Source organism: Phenylobacterium kunshanense (assembly GCF_003254525.1).
Lineage (GTDB): Bacteria > Pseudomonadota > Alphaproteobacteria > Caulobacterales > Caulobacteraceae > Phenylobacterium > Phenylobacterium kunshanense.
In genome coordinates this window covers 14,256-33,293 of the sequence record NZ_QFYS01000009.1, presented here as the reverse complement: position 1 = coordinate 33,293, position 19,038 = coordinate 14,256, and the positions used below count along the sequence as shown (strand labels likewise).

At 68.0% G+C, this 19,038-nt stretch carries 24 protein-coding genes and 2 tRNA genes; 3 read left to right on the top strand and 23 right to left on the bottom strand.

The window, feature by feature from the left end:
• Positions 1-321: 321 nt before the first annotated feature.
• The 12 genes from DJ019_RS17250 to DJ019_RS17195 form a co-directional block, all read right to left on the bottom strand.
• A tRNA-Phe gene (locus tag DJ019_RS17250) sits at positions 322-397 on the bottom strand.
• Positions 398-480: 83 nt separating this feature from the next.
• Positions 481-651: a DNA gyrase inhibitor YacG gene (locus DJ019_RS17245; protein ID WP_111277344.1), complete on the bottom strand. Its 171-nt coding sequence runs from the start codon at positions 649-651 to the stop codon at positions 481-483.
• Complete coding sequence (locus DJ019_RS17240) at positions 648-1,688, bottom strand: ribonuclease E/G (RefSeq protein ID WP_111277342.1); 1,041 nt, start codon at positions 1,686-1,688, stop codon at positions 648-650. Before DJ019_RS17240 ends, DJ019_RS17245 begins: the two co-directional genes overlap by 4 nt.
• Positions 1,685-2,266 carry a Maf family protein gene (locus tag DJ019_RS17235; protein WP_420849887.1) on the bottom strand — a complete coding sequence of 194 codons (582 nt, stop codon included), beginning with the start codon at positions 2,264-2,266 and terminating at the stop codon, positions 1,685-1,687. The genes DJ019_RS17240 and DJ019_RS17235 overlap by 4 nt, the downstream gene beginning before the upstream one ends.
• A 21-nt stretch (positions 2,267-2,287) precedes the next feature.
• Positions 2,288-2,506, bottom strand: a complete 219-nt coding sequence (gene infA / locus DJ019_RS17230; RefSeq protein WP_111277338.1) for a translation initiation factor IF-1 — start codon at positions 2,504-2,506, stop codon at positions 2,288-2,290.
• A 120-nt stretch (positions 2,507-2,626) separates the two neighbouring features.
• A complete protein-coding gene (locus tag DJ019_RS17225; protein ID WP_111277336.1) occupies positions 2,627-3,094 on the bottom strand; it encodes an arsenate-mycothiol transferase ArsC in 468 nt (155 codons plus the stop codon).
• 6 nt (positions 3,095-3,100) lie between these two features.
• Positions 3,101-3,580 carry a UPF0262 family protein gene (locus DJ019_RS17220; RefSeq protein ID WP_111277334.1) on the bottom strand — a complete coding sequence of 160 codons (480 nt, stop codon included), beginning with the start codon at positions 3,578-3,580 and terminating at the stop codon, positions 3,101-3,103.
• A 130-nt stretch (positions 3,581-3,710) separates the two neighbouring features.
• Complete coding sequence (locus DJ019_RS21045) at positions 3,711-4,283, bottom strand: SH3 domain-containing protein (protein ID WP_165844058.1); 573 nt, start codon at positions 4,281-4,283, stop codon at positions 3,711-3,713.
• 87 nt (positions 4,284-4,370) lie between these two features.
• Entirely contained in the window at positions 4,371-5,669 is a 1,299-nt protein-coding gene (gene hisD / locus DJ019_RS17210) for a histidinol dehydrogenase (RefSeq protein ID WP_111277332.1), read from the bottom strand.
• 43 nt (positions 5,670-5,712) lie between these two features.
• Positions 5,713-6,138 carry a DUF2948 family protein gene (locus DJ019_RS17205; protein ID WP_111277330.1) on the bottom strand — a complete coding sequence of 142 codons (426 nt, stop codon included), beginning with the start codon at positions 6,136-6,138 and terminating at the stop codon, positions 5,713-5,715.
• 2 nt (positions 6,139-6,140) lie between these two features.
• Positions 6,141-7,436: a UDP-N-acetylglucosamine 1-carboxyvinyltransferase gene (gene murA, locus DJ019_RS17200; RefSeq protein ID WP_111277328.1), complete on the bottom strand. Its 1,296-nt coding sequence runs from the start codon at positions 7,434-7,436 to the stop codon at positions 6,141-6,143.
• 90 nt (positions 7,437-7,526) lie between these two features.
• Entirely contained in the window at positions 7,527-7,736 is a 210-nt protein-coding gene (locus DJ019_RS17195; RefSeq protein WP_133255328.1) for a hypothetical protein, read from the bottom strand.
• A gap of 34 nt (positions 7,737-7,770) precedes the next feature.
• Here DJ019_RS17195 and DJ019_RS17190 point away from each other — a divergent pair.
• Positions 7,771-7,845: transfer RNA gene (locus tag DJ019_RS17190), tRNA-Thr, on the top strand.
• A gap of 141 nt (positions 7,846-7,986) precedes the next feature.
• Positions 7,987-8,571 carry a DUF2239 family protein gene (locus DJ019_RS17185; RefSeq protein WP_111277324.1) on the top strand — a complete coding sequence of 195 codons (585 nt, stop codon included), beginning with the start codon at positions 7,987-7,989 and terminating at the stop codon, positions 8,569-8,571.
• Here the strand turns inward: DJ019_RS17185 and DJ019_RS17180 are convergent.
• The 6 genes from DJ019_RS17180 to DJ019_RS17155 are packed head-to-tail and all read right to left on the bottom strand — an operon-like array spanning position 8,568 to position 12,369.
• Positions 8,568-8,795 carry a hypothetical protein gene (locus DJ019_RS17180; RefSeq protein WP_111277322.1) on the bottom strand — a complete coding sequence of 76 codons (228 nt, stop codon included), beginning with the start codon at positions 8,793-8,795 and terminating at the stop codon, positions 8,568-8,570. The two genes, DJ019_RS17185 and DJ019_RS17180, sit on opposite strands and share 4 nt — an antisense overlap.
• Positions 8,792-9,229: a D-Ala-D-Ala carboxypeptidase family metallohydrolase gene (locus DJ019_RS17175; protein ID WP_111277320.1), complete on the bottom strand. Its 438-nt coding sequence runs from the start codon at positions 9,227-9,229 to the stop codon at positions 8,792-8,794. The genes DJ019_RS17180 and DJ019_RS17175 overlap by 4 nt, the downstream gene beginning before the upstream one ends.
• A 21-nt stretch (positions 9,230-9,250) precedes the next feature.
• Positions 9,251-9,523 carry a hypothetical protein gene (locus tag DJ019_RS17170; RefSeq protein WP_111277318.1) on the bottom strand — a complete coding sequence of 91 codons (273 nt, stop codon included), beginning with the start codon at positions 9,521-9,523 and terminating at the stop codon, positions 9,251-9,253.
• A gap of 6 nt (positions 9,524-9,529) precedes the next feature.
• Positions 9,530-10,477 (bottom strand): hypothetical protein, encoded by a 948-nt coding sequence (locus DJ019_RS17165; RefSeq protein ID WP_111277316.1) that lies wholly within the window; start codon positions 10,475-10,477, stop codon positions 9,530-9,532.
• Entirely contained in the window at positions 10,478-10,843 is a 366-nt protein-coding gene (locus tag DJ019_RS17160; protein WP_111277314.1) for a hypothetical protein, read from the bottom strand. It abuts the gene before it with no gap.
• A complete protein-coding gene (locus tag DJ019_RS17155) occupies positions 10,840-12,369 on the bottom strand; it encodes a hypothetical protein (protein WP_133255327.1) in 1,530 nt (509 codons plus the stop codon). The genes DJ019_RS17160 and DJ019_RS17155 overlap by 4 nt, the downstream gene beginning before the upstream one ends.
• Before the next feature lie 111 nt (positions 12,370-12,480).
• Here DJ019_RS17155 and DJ019_RS17150 point away from each other — a divergent pair, with 111 nt between their 5' ends.
• Complete coding sequence (locus DJ019_RS17150; protein WP_165844057.1) at positions 12,481-14,187, top strand: glycosyltransferase family 4 protein; 1,707 nt, start codon at positions 12,481-12,483, stop codon at positions 14,185-14,187.
• A gap of 1,677 nt (positions 14,188-15,864) precedes the next feature.
• Here the strand turns inward: DJ019_RS17150 and DJ019_RS17145 are convergent.
• From DJ019_RS17145 to DJ019_RS17125, 5 genes are all read right to left on the bottom strand, one after another.
• Positions 15,865-16,275, bottom strand: coding sequence for a hypothetical protein (locus DJ019_RS17145; RefSeq protein ID WP_111277308.1), 411 nt, complete (start codon positions 16,273-16,275; stop codon positions 15,865-15,867).
• A gap of 9 nt (positions 16,276-16,284) precedes the next feature.
• On the bottom strand, positions 16,285-16,875 hold the full coding sequence (locus tag DJ019_RS17140; RefSeq protein ID WP_111277305.1) for a hypothetical protein: 591 nt from the start codon (positions 16,873-16,875) through the stop codon (positions 16,285-16,287).
• Positions 16,875-17,120, bottom strand: coding sequence for a hypothetical protein (locus DJ019_RS17135; protein WP_111277303.1), 246 nt, complete (start codon positions 17,118-17,120; stop codon positions 16,875-16,877). The genes DJ019_RS17140 and DJ019_RS17135 overlap by 1 nt, the downstream gene beginning before the upstream one ends.
• Positions 17,120-17,746, bottom strand: a complete 627-nt coding sequence (locus DJ019_RS17130; RefSeq protein WP_111277301.1) for a phage adaptor protein — start codon at positions 17,744-17,746, stop codon at positions 17,120-17,122. Before DJ019_RS17130 ends, DJ019_RS17135 begins: the two co-directional genes overlap by 1 nt.
• Before the next feature lie 91 nt (positions 17,747-17,837).
• Complete coding sequence (locus tag DJ019_RS17125) at positions 17,838-19,013, bottom strand: P22 phage major capsid protein family protein (RefSeq protein WP_111277299.1); 1,176 nt, start codon at positions 19,011-19,013, stop codon at positions 17,838-17,840.
• Positions 19,014-19,038 lie beyond the last annotated feature (25 nt).

Here is a 19,038-nt window from a genome sequence, read left to right as displayed (position 1 = left end):
CGCCCGACCCGGAACGCGACTCCCAACTCTTCGCAGGGATTGGCGTTTCGAAGTGCGGACGGCCTTGAACTCCCACGAGGGGACCCCAAAGTCTTACCGCTCTGTAAGACAAGCGGCCCGGACCCTTTGGCAACCCCTTGTCGAAGCGTCAAGGGGCAGAAGCTTCCCCTCCATCGTCAAATTATTGACGCACGAGCACGGATTGTGCGCTGCACAAGCAAGAAGCGTATTGAGCCTGCGGATTCACCACCGTTCGTCGCGCAGGATGCTGCGACGCAGCAAATCCGCCAGCCCCGGTGCGTCACATTGGTATGGGAAGAATGGTGCCTGGGGGCGGATTCGAACCACCGACACGCGGATTTTCAATCCGCTGCTCTACCAACTGAGCTACCCAGGCTTGGGTCCCGCCGCGCGGGAGCCGCGTCTATAGAAGAGCGGATCGCCGAAGTCCAGCGAGGTGAAGAGAGGAATCGAGCCTCTTCATTCGTCGCCGGAATCGTCTCGGTTCTGACCGCCCTCATCCTCCGCAGGAAGGGCGTACGCACCCGACAACCACCGCTGAAGATCGACGTCAGCGCAACGCTTCGAGCAGAAGGGCCGATACGACGGATCGGGTGGTTTCCGGCAGATCGGACATCCAGAACCGGTCATGCCGCCGCCACGTCAATCACTTCGCGTGGGACGGTCGGATCGGCCTTGATCAAAAAGCGGGCGCCTATCCGCTCGGCGAGTTTCCGGGCCAGGGGCTCCGCGGCGCCGGCGACCGCCGGCGCGCAGCGGGCGGTGAGGCGCGACCCCGGCTGAGCCGCCGCCTCACTTTCGAGTCGTCGGATCACGCGCTGGGCCAGCGCTCGGTCGGTGAGCCCGCCCTCCGCCCGCTGAAGGCGCTCGAGGACTGGGCTCGTGCGTCGGGGAATCGAGATCTCCATGGTGCCGAAGCGCCCCACGGGACCGATCGCCACGCCGGGATTGTCGGGACCGAAGGCGATCCGGGCCGCCGCCACAAGCGCCGCGCCCTCATGCCCTCGCCCCACGAGATCCACCACGACCAATCCGCCGAGACCCTTCAGCCGCAGGAGCCGCGCCGCTTCCGCCAGCGCGGCCAGATTCGCCTGCCGGGTCACCCGCTTGGAGTCCTGCCCCTTGCGCTCTCCCAGATCGACATCGATAGCCGTCAGCGCCCGGGTGGGTTCGATCGAGATGTTGCCGCCACCGGGCAGCGAATGGATCGTCTCGAGCACCTCAAGCTCGGCCTCGTCGGCCATCTGGCGGGCTTCACGCCCTTCTGTCAGTTGCGCGTCCGGTGCGATCTCCCGGAGTATGTCCGCCATCTGGGGAGGCTCTCGCAGGAGGCGGGGCGGCCCCTCGGCCTGGCCGACCAGGCGGGCGATCCCGAGTTTGCCGCGCCTGGGCTCACTGCGGATCTCCACCTCCACAGCGGCCCCACGGACGGGGCGAGCATCGGGCTTGAAGGGAAGGATGGCTTCCAGACCGCCCCCGAGATCCAGGAACGCCGCGCCGATCGCAGCCTCGATCGTCGCGACCCGGGCGATCAGGCCCGCGCCGAGCGCCAACCGCGGGTCGTCATCATCGCGCTGGAGGATGAGGCGCTCGGGACGACCATCGAGGGTGACGACGCCCCGAACTTCGCCGACCCCTCGATCGAGGAAGATGAGCCGCTCGTTCATGCCGTCCGGAATCCAAGCCCCTCAAGAAGCGCGGCGGTTTCGTACAGCGGCAGACCGACGACTCCCGAATAGGAACCCTGCAACGTCACGACAAACGCACCCGCACGGCCCTGGATGGCGTACCCGCCCGCCTTGCCGATCCCCTCGCCGCTCGCCGCGTACGATTTGATTTCCGGCGGCCCCAGCCGCTTGAAGCGAACGCGGCTTTCGACGAGCCTCGCCGCCGCCCGGCCGCCCGGCCCGCAGACAGCGACGCCAGTCAGCACGCGATGCGAGCGTCCGGACAGCAGCTTGAGGCATGCGCGAACCTCGCCCTCGTTCTCGCACTTGGGCAACACCCGCCGCCCGACCGCGACAACGGTGTCGGCCCCCAGGACATAGGCCTCCGGGCTGCGGCCGGCGACGAGCGCAGCCTTGGCTCGAGCCAAGCGTAGCGCCAATTGCCGCGGCGTCTCATCATGCTGAGGAGTCTCGTCCAGTTCGGCCGCATCGACGGCGTTGGGCGACAGTCCGATCTGACGGAGGAGGTCCAGCCTGCGGGGACTCCCTGAGGCCAGAACGAGGCGCTGTTCAATCACCAGGTCAGGCCTTGGATACGCTTAGCGGACGCGGAAGGTGATACGGCCCTTGGTAAGGTCGTAGGGAGTCATTTCCACGAGGACCTTGTCGCCGGCCGATACACGGATGCGGTTCTTTCGCATCTTTCCGGCGGTGTGGGCGATGATCTCGTGGTCGTTCTCGAGTCTCACGCGGAACGTGGCGTTCGGCAGCACCTCGCTCACCGTGCCTGGAAACTCCAGCAACTCTTCCTTCGCCATGCAGGCTCCCTGCGCTCCTAGGCGGTTTCAATAAGACGACGGCTCGCGCCGTCTGGCTGCGAGCCGCATTCTACGTTGTCAATATAGCGCATCGCGATTGTGATCGTCGATGGGCGCCGCTCATAGCCGGAAGCGCTTGCGGATTCGGGCCGCCAAGCTGTCACGCACCTGACGATAGGCTTCCAGCCGGCTCTCCCGCGAGCCTTCGGCCAGCGTGGGATCGAGCGTGGGCCAGTACTCGATGTCGGCCGCCCTGCCCCGCGCAAGTTCCACCGCCCTGTGCTGAGCCTCGGGCGTCAGCGACACCACAAGATCGAAGGAGTCGTCCTCCAGCTCGGAGAAGGTCTTGCAGCGGTGCTGGCTGATATCGATCCCGACCTGCTTCATGACTTCGGCGGCGAGCGGGTCCACCTCCATGTCGTCCTCGTCGGGATTGAAGGCGCCGCGTTTCAGGCCACAGCTGTCGACGAAAATGCGGGTTCCGGCGAGCTCCTTCAGCAGGCCTTCCGCCATCGGCGAACGCACCTGATTGAAGTTACAGCAGAAGAGGACCGCGTCCGGCAGCCGCTCCCCGGGGTCGTCAGACATCCGGAGTCAGCCTCGCCAGTGCAGCGCGCAGATCAGGGTGAAGAGCCTGCGGGCGGTGTCCAGGTCCGTCTCGATCTTACCCGTGAGCCGCGTCTGCAGCAGCTCGGACGCCTCGTTGTGCAAGCCGCGGCGACCCATGTCCAAGGCTTCGATCTGCTGGGGCGTAGAGTGCCGGATGGCCTGGTAGTAGCTGTCGCAGATAAGGAAATAGTCCTTGATCAGCGTCCGGAACGGCGAAAGCGAGAGGATGTGCCGCCGCTCGTAGCCCGGTCCGCGCACGTCCAGGACCAGGCGGTTCTCCAGCAGACCCATCCGCAGATCGTAAGGTCCGCCTTCCGCGCCATCCGGGTGGAAATGGTTCTCCTCCAGCAGATCGAAGATCGCGATCTGCCGTTCCTGCTCTTGGTCGCGCGAAACCGCCGCGAGCGACTCTTCGTCGAGCTCGACGGATTGCAGCCTGTGATTCTTTATCGCGTCGTCGGCCATGGCTTAGGAGCCGAGCTTTATTGCATTCCGGGGCCAGTCGTCATCCCGCCGCGCGCGGAATGCGCAGATATGCAAAGGACGCCCGACGCCGCTGGGCGCCGGGCGTCTGCGTCGCGCGGGTCAGGGCCGATCAGTACGCCGCATACCGCTGTCCGACCGGTCGCACGAAATCTCCACGGACATAGCCCAAGCCAACACCGCCCTGGCCCACGAGGATCCAGTCGGTTCCGCGCACCTCCGCCAGGGCCTGGAACCGCTCGCCGGCGGCTAGCCGACCGACGCGGGCCGAGTTCGTCGTCGGCGCGGCTCGCAGGTTGACCCCGGCCTCGGCCACGAAGGCCTCGCCAATCCTCCGATAGCTGGCGGGCAAGATATTCGACTGCAGGCGATAGCCGCTGCGCGTGTAGGTTCCGGGGCTTCGCGCCGAACTCTTCTGAACTTCGCAGCCGATCGCCGAGCCTGCCGCTGCGCCGACCGCGGCCCCAGCGATCGTCTCGCCGGTGGCGCGCCGACCGCCGACCTTGTTTCCGATCAGGCCGCCGACCAGCCCACCGATGACCGCGCCAACCTCTTGTTTTCCGCCGGGCGCCGAACAGCTCGTGACTCCGGCGTTCGCCATCGTGGCGCCGCCGAGCGTCAAACCGCCTGCCAGGGCCACCGTCATCACGCCACTGGTGATCATCTTGCCCATCGCATTCCGCATGGCCGAATCTCCGTCATCTGCTTCCAGTCGATGGAGAGTTAGGCGAGCCAGCCTGAACGCGCGGGGAGCCACCGCGACAGGAATCGTTCAGCTTTGAGGCGGGCGCCCCTGCCCCAGTCGAATTGCCGCGGACCTCGCGTGCGCGGGCAGTCCTTCCGCCTCGGCAAGGGCGATAGTCGCAGGCGCCAGCGCGGCAAACGACTCAGCGTCGCACTTCACGATCGAGGTGCGCTTGATGAAGTCGTAGAGCGACAGCCCGGACGAGAAACGCGCGGCGCGGCTGGTAGGCAGCACGTGATTGGAGCCCGCGACATAGTCGCCCACGGCTTCCGGCGCATGGCGTCCCAGGAAGATCGCCCCTGCGTGACGGACGCGGTCCGCGAGCCGTTCGGGCTCATCCAGCGCGAACTCCACGTGCTCCGGCGCGATTTCGTCCACCAGCCCGGGCGCTTCGTCGAGGGGGGCGATCACCACCGCGCCGTGGTCCCGCCAGGATGCGCGAGCATCCTCGCCGGTGCTCAGCGCAGCGAGCTGCCTGTCGACAGCCTGCTCCACGCGACGGGCGAAGTCCGCGTCGTCGGTGATCAGGATCGACTGCGCCGCGGGATCATGCTCGGCCTGCGACAGAAGGTCGGCCGCGATCCACTCGGGGTCGTTCTGGCCATCGGCCACCACGACGATCTCGGAAGGGCCGGCGAGCGCGTCGATTCCGACGGTTCCGTATACGCGCCGCTTGGCGGCGGTGACGAACGCATTGCCCGGGCCGACGATCTTGTCCACCGGCCTGATCGGCCCTGCTCCATAGGCCAGCGCGGCCACCGCCTGCGCACCGCCCACTCGCCAGATCTCGGTCACGCCCGCCACCTGCGCCGCCGCCAGCACGGCGGGCTGCAACCGGCCAGGTGGCGTCACCATGGCGATCCGTTCTACGCCCGCGGCCGACGCCGGCACCGCGTTCATAAGCACCGTCGAGGGATAGGCTGCGCGCCCGCCTGGCACATAGATCCCCACCGCTTCCAGCGGGGTCCATCGCCAGCCGAGTTCGACCCCAGAGGCGTCTGTGAAGCGCTGGTCTGCGGGGCGCTGCCGCTCGTGGTAGCTGCGAATCCTGGCCGCCGCGAAGCTGATGGCGTCACGCACGTCCGCAGGGCACGCCGCGGCCCCGTCGGCGATTTCCTCGGAACTGACCCGCATCGTCGCCTCAGTCAGCTCGATCCGATCGAACTCACGAGCATATCTCAGCAGCGCGTCGAGGCCTTCGGACCGGACAGCCGCCAGCACGTCCCGGACAAGGGCGTCCACCTCCTCGGGCGTATCGCGGCGCTCGGCCACAAAGGAGGTGAAGGCGGCCCGGAAACCTGGATCATCAAAGCGGAAGCGGCGCATGGCGCGGTCTATTAGCCGCGCTGGCCCGGCAACGCTATGGCGCTCAGGCCTCGTGCGACGGTGTGCGCGGCGTCGGCCACGGCGCCGAGACGTCGGCCAGCACGGCGTCCACGCATTCGACCCTGGCCCGGAGATCACCACCTCCGGCGAAGCTCAGGGTCAGCGTCCCGCCGGGCGCCTCTTCAGGCTGGAACCCGATGGCCAGCAGTTCCACCACTCCGTCAGGACGGTCGCGCCGGATCTTCCGGGTCTGCACCTGCATGACCCCGCCCAACTGCAGCGCCGAACGCACCCGCTGCCGCACGCCCGCTTCCCATCTGTAGCGATTGAAGACGATCGTCAGACGACGGCTGCGGGGCTCGAACGCGATGTCGCCCACCTTGGCCACCGCATCCTGCAGGGCGGCCGAGAGCACGGCGAGATCCCCCTCGTCCTCGGCGAGCAATTGCAGCGGTCGCGCTTCGGACATCGCTAGTCCACCTCGGGTTCGACGCTCTCGCCCTTAAGCCGACGGACCTGTCCGCCGCAGGCGCCAAGTTTCTCTTCGAGCCGCTCGAAGCCGCGATCAAGGTGGTACACGCGGTTCACGATGGTTTCGCCCCGCGCTGCAAGCCCGGCGATCACCAGACTGACCGAAGCCCTGAGGTCCGTGGCCATAACCTGCGCGCCCTCCAGGGCGGCCACCCCCCGCACGCGCGCCTCGCCCCCATGAACCGAGATGTCCGCGCCCAGTCGCCCAAGCTCGGGCGCGTGCATGAACCGGTTCTCGAAGATGGTCTCGCGGATCACGCTCTCCCCGTCCGCCAGGGTCATCAGCGCCATGAACTGCGCCTGCAGGTCCGTCGCGAAGCCCGGGTAAGGGTCGGTGTGGATCTCGACCGCCTTCAGCCGGCCGCCGTTGCGCTTCACGGTCAGTCCGTCCGCGTTCGGGCTGACGTCGACGCCCGCCTCGATCATCTTGTCGACCAGCGCCTGGATGAAGTCGCTGCGGGTCCGGGTAAGCCGAACCTCGCCACCGGCCATGGCGACGGCGAGCGCATAGGTGCCGGTCTCGATCCGGTCGGGCAGCACCGCGTGGGTGGTCCCCGAGAGGCGGCTGACTCCCTGGACGGTGATGGTCGGCGTCCCAGCGCCGCTGACCTTTGCACCCATCTTGTTCAGGCAATCGGCGAGGTCGGTGATCTCCGGCTCGCAGGCGGAATTGCGCATCACCGTCTCGCCGTCCGCCAGGACGGCGGCCAGCAGGGTGTGCTCGGTGGCGCCCACCGAGACGAAGGGAAACTCGACCTCGCCGCCCTTCAAGCCGCGCGGCGCCTGGGCGTAGACGTAGCCCTCATGCAGGTCGATCTTGGCGCCTAGCGCCTCGAGCGCTTTCAGATGCAGATCAACCGGCCGCGCGCCGATGGTGCACCCGCCTGGCAGAGAAACCTTCGCCTGCCCGGTCCGGGCCAGCAGCGGTCCCAGGACATTGAAGGAGGCCCGCATCTGCCGGACCAGGTCGTAGGGCGCGAAGCCACTGACGATCTCTCGGGTGGTGAGCAGCGTCTCACCCCCCTCGGGCCCATCCTGCTCTTCCACGTCCGTCCCCAGCCGGCGAAGAAGCTTGCCCAGGAAGCGGGTGTCCGCCAGCCGGGGCATGTTGGTCAGACGCAGGGGCTCTTCGGTGAGCAGGCTGGCCGCCATCAGCTTGATGGCCGAGTTCTTGGCGCCGCTGATCGGGATCTCGCCCTCAAGCCGCGCGCCGCCGGTGATGGCGATGCGATCCAATAGTCATCCTTACGAAGCACGCGTGGGCCGCGTTCCGTCGCGACGCCTCGGCGCCGTATCTAGCGCGGCGTCGGCGGACGCGCCAAGCGGTCAATCGGCCGAGGGCTTGTCAGCCTTCTGTGCAGCGGCAGGCGCATCGGCGGCCTTGCGTCGCCGCAGGTTCGCCCGCAGCGCCTGCGCCAGCTTCGCCTCGCGCGAGTCGCTGGCCTTCTTGTCCTTGGGATCATGGCCGGGCATGGCCTGCAGGTGCGGCGAGGCGTCCCGCTCGTCAAGCACATCCATGTCGATTTGGGGCTTCACGCCGCGCCCGGCTCCCGCTATAGCGCCCGCCTTCGCCGCCGTAGCTCAGTGGTAGAGCGCATCCTTGGTAAGGCTGAGGTCGGCAGTTCAATCCTGCCCGGCGGCACCATGTCCCCCCGGTCCTTATGGCCCGGGGGGACGCCACTCCCGATCAGAACCGGATGTCCCGCGCCAGCCTGGGGCTGCACCGGCTTCTCGCCGATAGTGTCGGAATATAGTCTGCCGACGTTGTTCGAACGGCGGCGCCACCTTGATTCCCCATTCCAGCTACACCGCCTTCGTGGACACGCGTTGCGTGGGGTCGGGCTCCATCGAAGACGTGGCGGTCGCTTTGGCCGACCTCTCCGCCGGCCCGCCGCCGCTCATTCTCGATGACGCCACCGGCGCCGCAGTGGAGCTCGACCTGCGGCATGGTCCGGACGCCGCCATAGCGGACTTTCGCCGGCGCACCCTGCCCCAGGTGGAACCTGGACCTGCCCGATCGGGACGCGGCCGCCCCAGGCTTGGCGTTACGGCGCGTGAAGTGACTCTTCTGCCTCAGCACTGGGACTGGCTGGCCGGCCAGCCCGGCGGCGCATCGGCAGCCCTCCGACGTCTGGTGGACGCGGCCCGGCGGACCAGCGCGCCGGGCGATCGACTGCGCCAGGCCCGTGACGCCGCCTATCGGGCGATGGCCGCCCTGGCAGGAGACCTGCCCGGCTTCGAAGAAGCTTCGCGGGCGCTGTTCCGGCCCGATTGGGGCGCCTTCGACGCCGTCCTCTCGCGATGGCCCCCGGACGTGGCCGCCTACCTTTCTCATCTCTCAGCAAGCGTCCGGGCGAGCGCCGCCGACTAGGTCTCCGGCGGGATCGAGGCCTGCGCCTTGCAGTCGATGGTGAAGGTGAAGCTCGCCCCGACGCCCAGACCGCCCTGGTAGTGCCGGTCACATCCGTCCAGGTGCGCCCCCAGGGCCCGCAGCATCTCGGCGTTGTCCGATCCGCCCGACGCGCCGGCGATCGTCGATAGCGTGCCGCAGCCGGAAAGACCCAGCATCGCCAGTCCGCACAGCAGGCCCCTCATCGTGCGACCTCCAGTCCGAGCGCGTAGCCACCGCCCTGCCGCTTCGTGAGAACCTGCCGGCGAAGCTTCGGCGCGAACGATATGTGGACCCACGAACCCTCCTCGATGAGCTGATCGAAATCGACGTCGGACGTCGCGATCTTGCGGCACACCGCCTTGGGCGATCCGAAGCCGTAGCAGTTGAAGTCCACCGCATGCCCGTCGAGGTGCGCCGAGGTTCGCGCCCCGCCCACAACCCGGTTCAGGGCCGGAGAGCGATAGCCGCTTGTAACGGTTATCACCCGCCCGCCGAGCAGGCGGCGCACCTCTTCCATCCTGGCGGCCGTGGTTTGCAGATTGGCCACCACCTCCGGAGGCGGGGTGTTGTCGAGCTCCCGGTGCTGGGTGTGCGTGAGCTCTTCCAGCGCGAAGTGCGCCGTAAGCTTGGTCGTCATCCCTTGTCTCCGTGTTGGACGTCAGCCGGCGCGGACGCCGGCCGTGGCGTGGAGGGGGGCGGGCGGGCCAGCCTCCAGCCGCTCGAACCGCGCGGCGTTGGCGCTCCACAATTGCGCCAGAGCCCAGGCCAGCAACGCGGCCGCTACGCCCCAGCTCCGGTTCTTCAGGCCTTCGACCGCCTGCAGCGTCGAGGCGGCCGTGGCCTTGATCTCCACCAGCCGCTCTTCGCAGCGGGCCTCGTGGTCGTTCAGCCGCTGCTCAAGGGCGGCGAGCCTCTCCGATGGCGTGCTCATGTCGCCCTATCCCTTGGCAAGAGGGATGTCGGCGCTGAACGTCGCGCTGACGCCCTTCGTCTTGCTCGTCCCCGTCTCGCTGCTGGATTCGTCCTTCTCCTGCCCGACGAACAGCCCGATCGGCAGGCCGCTGAGCATCGCCACGATCTGCTGCGCCGTGGTGATCGGCGCGGCCCGCTGCTGCTGATCGACGCCGCGGAGCGTGGCGCCCAGCTCGGCCTGGGTGGCGATGTTCGCGCGCTGCGCGGCCTGGGCCGCCAGTTGCTGCTCCTGGCTTCTGAAGCCGAAGCCCGCCTTCTGCGCCCGGTCCTGCAGGGCCGTCTGGGCATTGGCGATACGGGCCTGTGTGGCCCTGTCAGCGTCGCCGGCCGCCGCGCCCAGCGCCGTCTCCCACGCCTTGGAGCGCAGGCCGGAAAGCGTCGAGGCCCGGCCGCGGGCCAGCTCTCCTTCGGTCATGCTCTGCGTCAGCGCCGCGCCCGAGCCGCCAAAGGCTCCGGCGCCCGCCAGATCAAGCGCCTGCTGGGCCCGCACCTGTCCGGCATTGGCGTCGAAGTCGGCCGCCGAGGCGTCGACCACCTCGCTGAGGTACGGGTTCACGTACCGGTCCATGTAGTTGTAGGCCTTGCCGCCGGAGGCGAATGGCGTGTCCGCATTCATGAACCCTGACAGCCAGGAGGTGTCGCCCGGCCCCTGAGGAAGCCCGGGTTCGGCGTCACCCCAGTTCGAGCGACCCAGCGTCGCGGCGCTCGCCGCCGCCTGGTTCTCCAGGGCATGGCTCGGCGCCACCAGCGTCTGAGGATCCAGGTCGAAGAGACCACCGACGCGCTCCGCGCCGCGCTGCACCGGTCCCAGCGCCCAATCCGGCACGATCGGCGTGGTCCTCCCGCGCGTCGTGCTGTTGCGACTGGTCGTTGTCTTGCTCTTCTCCGCAGAGCCACCGATCTTCAGGCTCATCTACAGCTCCTTTGCGATAATGCGCGCCAGCGGCGCGTAGCCCTCGGACGCCAGCGCCCGCTCCCAACCGGGGCGGCCGATCACCAACACTCGGCGACAGCCCTGGCCCCTCGCCCAGCGCTCGGCAGCGGGGCGCAAGCGATCGACCAGCTCCTGCAGATCGCCTCCCGCCAACCAGATCAGCAGGCGGCGCTCGCCCGGATCATCCTCGACAAGCGTGACCATCGCGGCGCGCTCGCCCGGCCAGAACTGCGCCTGCCCCGCGGCCACCAGTTCCCAGACGTCGGAAAGCGCATGTGTCCGCCCGGCGTGCGCCAGCGCCGCGTCGAGCCAGGGCGCACACCGCCGCCAGGTTCCGCCGGTCAAAGTCGACCCGCCGGAACGACGTCGAATGCGGGGGCGCCTATGCGGCACCCCGTCGGCGCGCTCTCGCCAGCGAACCTCACCTGGAAGTAGCGGCCGGTGGCCAGCACATCCGTCTTGGTCTCGCCCGGTGCGAGAGGCGTGGCCGCGACTTGCGTCCCGCCCTGCGGAAACAGCCTGGACGTGAGCGTCAGCGTGACGGGGCCCGCCTGGTCCTTGAAGTCCGGCCAGACCCCGCGGACCAGCATCGTCGTGTCGGCCTCGAGCGCATAGTCGGCCGTTTCGATGAACCAGGAGAACGCGGCGCCGTCCGCCGAGCGTCCCTTCTCATGCAGGAACACCGCGCCGTCGTAACTCACCCCGATGGGATAGGCGGTGGGGCCAGCGTCCACGAAGGCGGTGCGGGCCATGACGCCGCGATGCCAGGCGCCCGCATCCGGACCGCTGATCGCCAGCGCCAGGTAGCGGCTGTTCTCGTAGCCCTCTCGCCGGTCCGGGTAGTCGAACCGAACCTCGGAGAACTCGGCGTTTGACGAGGCGACCACCTTGTCGCCCTGGCTAGCGGCCAGTTCCTCGGCGAAGTCGCGACGGATCGGGCAGGCGATCGGCTCGGGCTGGCCGCCCGGCGCATAGCTGTAGAACTGACGGTCAGGGCTGACCCAGAACGCTGTCTGTCCGACCACCACCGCCGCGTTTGGACCGATCAGACCGCAATTGCGCCCCACCCGATCGAACCGCCACGGCTGGTTGAGCGCGCCCACATAGGTTCCCAGAAAAAGGGCGTCACCAGTCCAGACCAGCATCGACGGACCGCACATCCGGCCGGCCACGATCCGTCCGCCGCCGGTCAGAACGTACTCTCGGGCGGTCGAGCCGCTGGCGGCGGTGCTCCACTGCGTGTTGTTCCGGATCGATGAGTGCCGGACGCACAGCGGGTTGAAGGTCCCGGAGACCTCCTCGTTGCAGCCCAGAGCGAACACCTGGTAGCCGCCGTTCAGTGGAGCCACCAGCATATGGGTGACCTGAGCAGGCGCGTTCGCCAGCGGTTGCGCCTTCTGCCCCGTGTCGTTTGTCCAGGCGAAGATGGTCTGGTTGCGCGGGCTCGCCAGCAGATGCTGTCCCCAGGCGCCGAAGGACCAGGTCAGGGGGAAATAATCCGACTCCGACGGCAGGCCGTATCCGCCGACGCCATAGGCGCCCGTCCCGAAGCCCGCCGAACCGGCGCCGTCGATGGCTCCGGCGGCGAACCCGCTCGTCGGGGTCAGGTCGAACAGCTCGCCGCCACGCCAGAGCTGCAGCTTGGCGTGCGTGCCGAAGCCGATGTTCAGCACCCCCGCGTTGTCGGTCCACGGGAACACCCCTCGACAGACGCCAGTCAGCGGCTCGCTCGTCAGGCGCTCCCAACCACCGATCGTCTCGGCTCGACCCAGCCGGAAGCGCACGTTCGATCCGTCTGACCAGCGACCTGCGCCGGCCAGGGTGGTGTCGTCGCCGTTCAGTCCCGGCGGGAGCTCCAGGGCAATCTTCATCGTGATCTCGCTGCTTCGATGCTCGCGCGCCGCGGCCACAGCCGGCGCTTGTCTCCGGCGCCAGCAGGCCCCATTGATCCGCCTCCCCTTCGGTCCTCCGAAAAGGCGCAGATGTCAGACCCGTCGCTTGTTCAAGCCGTGATCCGCGGTGAGCCGGACGGCTACGACATGGCCAAGCCGGGGCTGATGGGACGACAGTCGGCGGGCCACGGCTTCCTCCGAGCGGCCGTCCAGGCGCGGGGTGATCAGCCGATCTACGGCTTTTCGCCCGGCCGGGCGCTGGCCAACGGATTTCGCGCGATCGTCGGCTCCATCGACCCCGCGGCCGACTTCGAATGGATCTCTCCGGACCGCCTGAGCCGGATCGCCGACGTCGGGGTCCTCTACATCGCCGACGCGACCCTTCCGACCCATGCGCGGCTGCGCCAGCGAACCGGCGTGGCCGCCTTCTCGATCTGCGGCGTCACACACACCACAGCCTCGCTGGGAACCATGGACGAGATCGGCGGGCTGCTGCGCGAGGCGGTGATGCCCTGGGATGCGCTCGTCTGCACCTCGTCGTCCGTCGTTGAAACCGTGCGGCGGATCCACGAAGCCGAGCGCGACTACTTCCGCTGGCGCTTCGGCGTGGAGAACCGCGCGGAGGCGCCGCAGCTGCCCGTCATTCCGCTCGGGGTCCACTGCGAAGACTACGCGTTCGACCCTGGCGCGAGGGAGGACGCCCGCCAGGCGTTGGGCCTGGAGCCCGACGAAGTCGCGGCCCTGTTCGTCGGCCGCCTCGTGTTCCACGCCAAGGCTCACCCGTTCCCGATGTATCGGGCGCTGCAGCTTGCCGCCGAACGGACAGGCCAGCGGATCGCGCTCGTCCTCTCCGGGTGGGCGCCGAACGACTCCATCGCCGCGGCCTTTCGCTCGGGCGCCGAGCAGTTCGCGCCCGATGTCCGCGTCATCTTCGTTGAAGGTCGCGATCCGACCCTCCGGATCCACGCTTGGGCGGCGTCCGACCTCTTCATCTCGCTCTCCGACAACATCCAGGAGACGTTCGGCCTCACCCCCGTCGAGGCGATGGCGGCCGGTCTGCCCGTGGTCGTCAGCGACTGGGACGGCTACCGCGACACGGTGCGCCACAAGGTGGACGGCTTCCGGGTCCGCACCCTTGCGCCGGCGGACGGCATGGGCGTCGCCCTCGCCCGCGGCGCGGAGTCCCGCGCGCTCAGCTATGACCAGTACTGCTGGGCCACGGCTTCGGCGATCGCGGTGGACATCGCCGAGACGGCAGATGCGGTCACGGCCCTCGTGCAGAGTCCTGACCTGCGCCACACGATGGGCGAGGCCGGACGCCAGCGGGCCCGCGAGGTCTACGACTGGCCCGTCATCTATCGTCAGTACCAGGCCCTTTGGGCGGACCTGAACGCCCGCCGCGCCGCGGCCCTCTGCGATCCGGACACGCGACGCTGGATAGAGGCCGCACCCAATGTCGCTCCATCCCGCATGGACCCGTTCCACACCTTCGGCCACTACCCGACCGCCACGCTCGACGGCCAGACGCGGCTCAGACTCGCGCCTTCAGCGACGATCGCCGACCTGCGGGCGGCTCTGACCCACCCCCTGTTCGGCTCGCTCTTCGTTGAGCACCACTCGATCGAGGCCCTGTTCGCCCTGATCAAGGCCGGCGACATCACCCTGGCCGAAGCCGCCACCACCCTCGGCGCCAGCCTTGCCCCAACCACCCGGGCTGCGGGGTTGCTGCTTAAGATGGGGGTGGCCTGCCTAGGCGACGACCAACCGCCCTTCTCGGCCATCGAAACTCAAACTTGATGGCGGTCGGCCGAAATCGCCGCGAACTGCCAGTTAGCAGCTACAACCTCGCCTGTTAGTATACCGGAATGCTAGAAGCTCAACTTAACGCTGAAGTCCTATTTCAGCAGGGTCGCGCCGCATGGCTTCGGAATGACCCGAGGGCGGCAATCCCTTCACTTCGCGCGGCGGCAACTGCGGCACCGGAGAATGCCGCCTACGGCTATGCCCTTGGTTGCGCCCTGCTAAAGGCTGGTGACCTTCAATCCGGCTACCCTCTACTCAACCGTTGGAGGAGCGCCGAGGCAGGGCGGCGAGCTGCAATTCGCCTTCCAATTCCTGCCTGGGCCGGGCAGCCTGTTGAAGGCAGGCATTTTCTAATCTGGGGTGAGGACGGCTTCGGCGACCAGATCATGTACATGCGATACGCCGTCGCTCTTGTTCGACGGGGCGCCCGCGTATCGTGGATTTGTCCCCCTCCACTTGCCAGCCTCATCGCCCACATGGGCATATCCCCGCTTCCGAACGATCAACCCTTTGCTATCTCGGACGCCGATTTCTATTGTCCGTCGAGCGCGCTCCCCCAGGTCTTTGGTGTAACTCTCTCGGCAATTGAAGGGCACCCATTCATTGCGCCCCCGTCGGCCGATATCCGGGGAGCACGCATTGGCGTCGTAACAAGCGCATCCCCGATACACGCTGACGGTCCACAGAAGTCTCTGCCACCGCTTCAGGCAGATCGTATTCGAGCTATCCCGGGAGCAATTGATCTCGCCCCAGAGCACACCGGTGCCAGAGATTTTCTCGATACAGCTTCATTGATGGCTGGCTTAGATCTCGTAATTAGTGTCGACACTGCTTCCGCACATTTGGCAGGCGGAATGGGTATAAGGACGCTCATCCTTCTCCCCTACGTTGCCTGCTGGCGCTGGTTCACACATTCAAGCCGTTCGCCTTGGTACGACAGCGCTGAATTGGTTAGACAACCCCAGGAGGGAGACTGGGCTTCCGCTGTCGACTACGTAGTTGCCCGCACAAGATGAACAAGCACTAGACCATCGCCGCCGGCTGAACCCCCGGTGGAGGTGGTTGTGCCGCCGCCACCCGGCGTAAACCCGCCCCGAGCACTAAGCCCACTTGCCCCATTGCCGCCTCGGTATGGCCCATGTCCGGGAGCTCCTGAGCCAGGTCGCTGCGAACCTGAAGCGGTGCCGCCAAGTCCCGGATTGGTACCATCCCCTCCAGCGCCTGCAGTGGTGGCAGTGACGCCAGCAGTCCCAGAAAGCACGATATCCGAATGCCGGGTTGCGATGGCCGTTCCGCCTGCATTGATTCCGCCCGCGCCGCGGCCGCCGCCGACGTTCAAGACTTCGCCACCCGGGAATGCAGCAATTGTGTTGCCACCATCCGTGCCGGCCGATGCACCAGGCTGCACGCCGGCGCCCACTGAGAGCGACACCTGTGCCCCTTTGAGGATGTATCTTTCTGCGAGGTGGAACGCTCCTGATGCTCCGCCGAAGGGTGCAGCTTGATCCGCCCCAGCCCCTGCGCCCCAAAGCACGAACCGCCACACGCCGGTTCGTGGACAGGTCCAAGTGTGCGATCCCGCCGGAAAGCTGTACGCCAGCATCGGCGCTCGGGCCCGCCGCCCGTTCAGCCCCTGCCCCACAAGGCCCCTGATCTTCTGCCCCACCGCCATCAGTAGTCCGCCCATTCGGCGATGAAGTTGACGCTCTTGGCCTGCCCCTCCGCGACGTACAGGCGCTCGTTCGGCTGCAGGATCACGGGCGAGTCGTCGGAGTAGCCGAAGTCCGTGGTCGGGGCCTCCGTGGTCTGGGCCATGGTGTAGACGCCCATCAGGGCGCTGTCTGCCAGGTGCCGCGTGGTTCCGCCATCCGCCGACCGGAACACCTGCAGCTGATTGGCCGAGGTGATGGTTTCGCACGGGATGGCCTGGAGCTTCGTCAAGCGAGCCCCATTCGGCCCGGCCGTCACGAGGAGCTGGGTGTTGGTGGGGCTGGTCGAATAGGTGGCGTTGGCCGCGGCCACATTGACCACGTTGGCCCTCGGCGTCTGGGGCGTCACGATGCTGTTCGGCGTCACGGGCATGGTCGTCTCCTAAAGGGCGATGGCGAAGGCGAGCGCGAGGCCCTTTACGGCGCCCGCGTAGTCGCTGAGGTCTGATGTCGAGAGCGATTGCCAGCTCGCGCTGGACCCGTCGGTTCTCACGAACTTGCCGGCGTTCCCGGCCTGAGCCGGCAGGGCGCCGGCGTTGTAGGACCAGGCCACGCTCGACACCCAGTCCTTGATCGAGGCGCCGCCATAGCCGGGCGTCTTCACCGCGCCGCCGTCGGTCACGATCCAGAGGATATCGCCGGGATCCACCGTCACCGTGGCGCCCGCCCCGGTCGTCAGCGTGACCGGCCCGTCGCAGGCGTTCCAGACGAGATAGCTCTTGCTGACCGGCGGGATGGTGACGGTGAAGGGCCCGGCCCCGCCGGTGAACTTCACCATCGCGGCCCGCGCCTCGTCGTCGCCGGCGTTGGCGGTGCTGAGCGCGGCCGGGCCCGACAGCGGCTTTGTCAGCCAGCCGGCCACGGCATAGTCGGCGTGCTGCAGGACGGCGTTCAGCTTCTCGCCCCACAGATTGATGTTCTCGCCGGTGAATTGCAGTTCGAACCGGAGCGAGGGAGACCAGGAGGAAGGCATCAGGCGATCACGGCTCCCGTGTCTTGGCGGATCCAGTGGATCCCGTCCGAATGGGCGAGGATGTTGAGGTCGGTGACGAGCGCGAGGGTGTGCGGATGCGCGGCCGCCGCCGGCAGGCCGGCCAGGGTGGACGCGAACAGCGGCGTCGGCGCCGCTGGCGCGATCAGCGCCAGGAGCGCGTCGTGAAACGATCTCAACACGCCGCGCAGGGGTTCGGGCGTCACCGGCCCGATGGGCAGCAGCATCAGCCCGCTCCCACGCCGACCAGGGCCGGCAGCTCGGTGGTCAGACGGCGCGACGCCCGGCTGCGGGCGTCCTTGGCGTTCAGCTCCTCGATCGCCCGCGCCAGTTTCGTCTCATAGGCGCCGGCCAGTTCGGCGTCCCGGAGGAACGGGCCAGCCTCGCTCAGCGTCGCGAACAGGTAGACGTCCGGCGCCTCGGCCAGCAGCGCGTTGGTCGGCGCGGCGGTCGACAGGGCGTAGGCCTTCAGCATCCGCAGGATGACGACATAGGCCTGGTCGCAGAGCCGGTCGAAACGGACCGAGCCGCTGTCCACCGCCCAGGCGCCCGGCTCACCGCGCACAGAGGACCGGCCGATCAGCGCGGCCTCCATGAAGGGCAGCTCGCAGCGGCCGTCGGACCGTTCGATCCACAGTCTCAGGGGCTCGGTGAAGCCCGCCGGCAGCGGGACCAGGCGCGAGCCGGCCGTGGTGGTCAGCTCAACTTCGGTTTCGGCGAGACGGCTCCGCAGCACGCGGTTGAGACGCGCCTCGGCGAGGGCGACGAACTCCGGGATGCGGTCGGTCAGGTCCGCCCGCACCAGCCAGTTCGCCGCCGCCGCACGCAGCTCGGCGTAGGTGGTGATCGCCATCGGGATCTCCGCAAATGAAAGGGGCCGCCCGAAGGCGGCCCCGCAAGGGTGGTGAATGGCGGTCCGCCGCGCTGCGGCGGGCGCCCGCCGGCTATCGGTTCGCCAGGCGGCAGGCGAGCTGCGGCCGGATGGTCTTGAAGCCGTACAGCACGTCCAGCCGGCACGGGAACTTGTCGTTGTTGATGTCGTACTGACGCACGATCCGCATCGAGATCCCGTCGAACACCTCGCGGCTGGCGAAGTCGACCCCGCGCGGCATCACCATGTCGGCCGTGGCGAACGCGAAGGCGCCCTTCTGGTAGGCCATGGAAATGCCGTAGCTCTGCCCCGCCGTGCCCGCGAACCCGAGCAACGTGGCCGTGGCCGGCGAGGCCGAGACGGTCTGGTTCGGCCCGCTGGTCACGATCGCCGGCGCGATCTGCAGGGCGCCGGCGCCGCCCGCATAGTCGGCCGTCACCACGAACTGCTGCAGCACATTGGTCGTCTGCTTGGTCTCGGGATGCACGCGGAAGACGTTCGGCAACGTGAAGACGTCACCCTGCTTCAGCGCCCCCGTGCCCGTGTTCACCGCCAGCGCCGATCCGGTCTGGCCGGCGCCGTTCACCTGATATCCCGTCCCGGCGGCTCGGGCGTGGCGCGGCCAGAGGGTGTTCTCCATGAAGTCGAAGCCGGCCGTGCGCCCCATGAAGCCTTCGCGGTTCTGCTTCGCGATGGTCGACTTGTCGTTGAACAGGCCCTTGAGAGCGTCCACCAGGTCGACGTTGTCCTGGGTGTTGAGGTTGCAGGTGCGGCCGTTCAGCGGCGCCAGGTTGTCCACCAGCACCTTCCGGCTCTCGAGCACCTTCGCGAAGCTCGCCGGCTGGCCCGCATTGTCCGCCTGGTTCCAGACGTCGCGGTACATGCCCATGGCGTCCGCCTCGATGTTGGCGGCCAGCACGCTCATGGCGGGTTCCAGGATGCGCTCGGAGAAGTCGTCGAGGCCCAGGGTCAGGTCCATCGAGGTGAAGTTCAGGTCCACGCCCTTCTGGGTCTGCACCTTCAGGTCCACCGAGCTCTCGGTGGTGTCCTGAGCCGACAGCGTGGCGCCGGTCCGGACCGTGTACTGGTTCGGCAGTCGGATCTTCAGCGTGTCGCCGACCTTGGCGCCCTGCTGGGCGAAGCGGTCGTCGTAGTCCCGCGTGATCGTGCCCACGAAGTTCAGCTTCTGGTGCAGCACGCGAAGGGCCTCCCGCGTCACCGCGGTGGCCGTGAGGATCGTATTCGGCATGTCTGTCCTTTGGAGTTTGGGAAAA

Coding starts and splice junctions, on each gene's coding strand:
- DJ019_RS17245 (WP_111277344.1), bottom strand. CDS start 651: ATGACCGGTTCTGGATGTCCGATCTGCCGGAAACCACCCGATCCGTCG.
- DJ019_RS17240 (WP_111277342.1), bottom strand. CDS start 1,688: ATGAACGAGCGGCTCATCTTCCTCGATCGAGGGGTCGGCGAAGTTCGG.
- infA (WP_111277338.1), bottom strand. CDS start 2,506: ATGGCGAAGGAAGAGTTGCTGGAGTTTCCAGGCACGGTGAGCGAGGTG.
- DJ019_RS17225 (WP_111277336.1), bottom strand. CDS start 3,094: ATGTCTGACGACCCCGGGGAGCGGCTGCCGGACGCGGTCCTCTTCTGC.
- DJ019_RS17220 (WP_111277334.1), bottom strand. CDS start 3,580: ATGGCCGACGACGCGATAAAGAATCACAGGCTGCAATCCGTCGAGCTC.
- DJ019_RS21045 (WP_165844058.1), bottom strand. CDS start 4,283: ATGCGGAATGCGATGGGCAAGATGATCACCAGTGGCGTGATGACGGTG.
- hisD (WP_111277332.1), bottom strand. CDS start 5,669: ATGCGCCGCTTCCGCTTTGATGATCCAGGTTTCCGGGCCGCCTTCACC.
- DJ019_RS17205 (WP_111277330.1), bottom strand. CDS start 6,138: ATGTCCGAAGCGCGACCGCTGCAATTGCTCGCCGAGGACGAGGGGGAT.
- DJ019_RS17180 (WP_111277322.1), bottom strand. CDS start 8,795: ATGAGGGGCCTGCTGTGCGGACTGGCGATGCTGGGTCTTTCCGGCTGC.
- DJ019_RS17175 (WP_111277320.1), bottom strand. CDS start 9,229: ATGACGACCAAGCTTACGGCGCACTTCGCGCTGGAAGAGCTCACGCAC.
- DJ019_RS17170 (WP_111277318.1), bottom strand. CDS start 9,523: ATGAGCACGCCATCGGAGAGGCTCGCCGCCCTTGAGCAGCGGCTGAAC.
- DJ019_RS17165 (WP_111277316.1), bottom strand. CDS start 10,477: ATGAGCCTGAAGATCGGTGGCTCTGCGGAGAAGAGCAAGACAACGACC.
- DJ019_RS17155 (WP_133255327.1), bottom strand. CDS start 12,369: ATGAAGATTGCCCTGGAGCTCCCGCCGGGACTGAACGGCGACGACACC.
- DJ019_RS17150 (WP_165844057.1), top strand. CDS start 12,481: ATGTCAGACCCGTCGCTTGTTCAAGCCGTGATCCGCGGTGAGCCGGAC.
- DJ019_RS17145 (WP_111277308.1), bottom strand. CDS start 16,275: ATGCCCGTGACGCCGAACAGCATCGTGACGCCCCAGACGCCGAGGGCC.
- DJ019_RS17140 (WP_111277305.1), bottom strand. CDS start 16,875: ATGCCTTCCTCCTGGTCTCCCTCGCTCCGGTTCGAACTGCAATTCACC.
- DJ019_RS17135 (WP_111277303.1), bottom strand. CDS start 17,120: ATGCTGCTGCCCATCGGGCCGGTGACGCCCGAACCCCTGCGCGGCGTG.
- DJ019_RS17130 (WP_111277301.1), bottom strand. CDS start 17,746: ATGGCGATCACCACCTACGCCGAGCTGCGTGCGGCGGCGGCGAACTGG.
- DJ019_RS17125 (WP_111277299.1), bottom strand. CDS start 19,013: ATGCCGAATACGATCCTCACGGCCACCGCGGTGACGCGGGAGGCCCTT.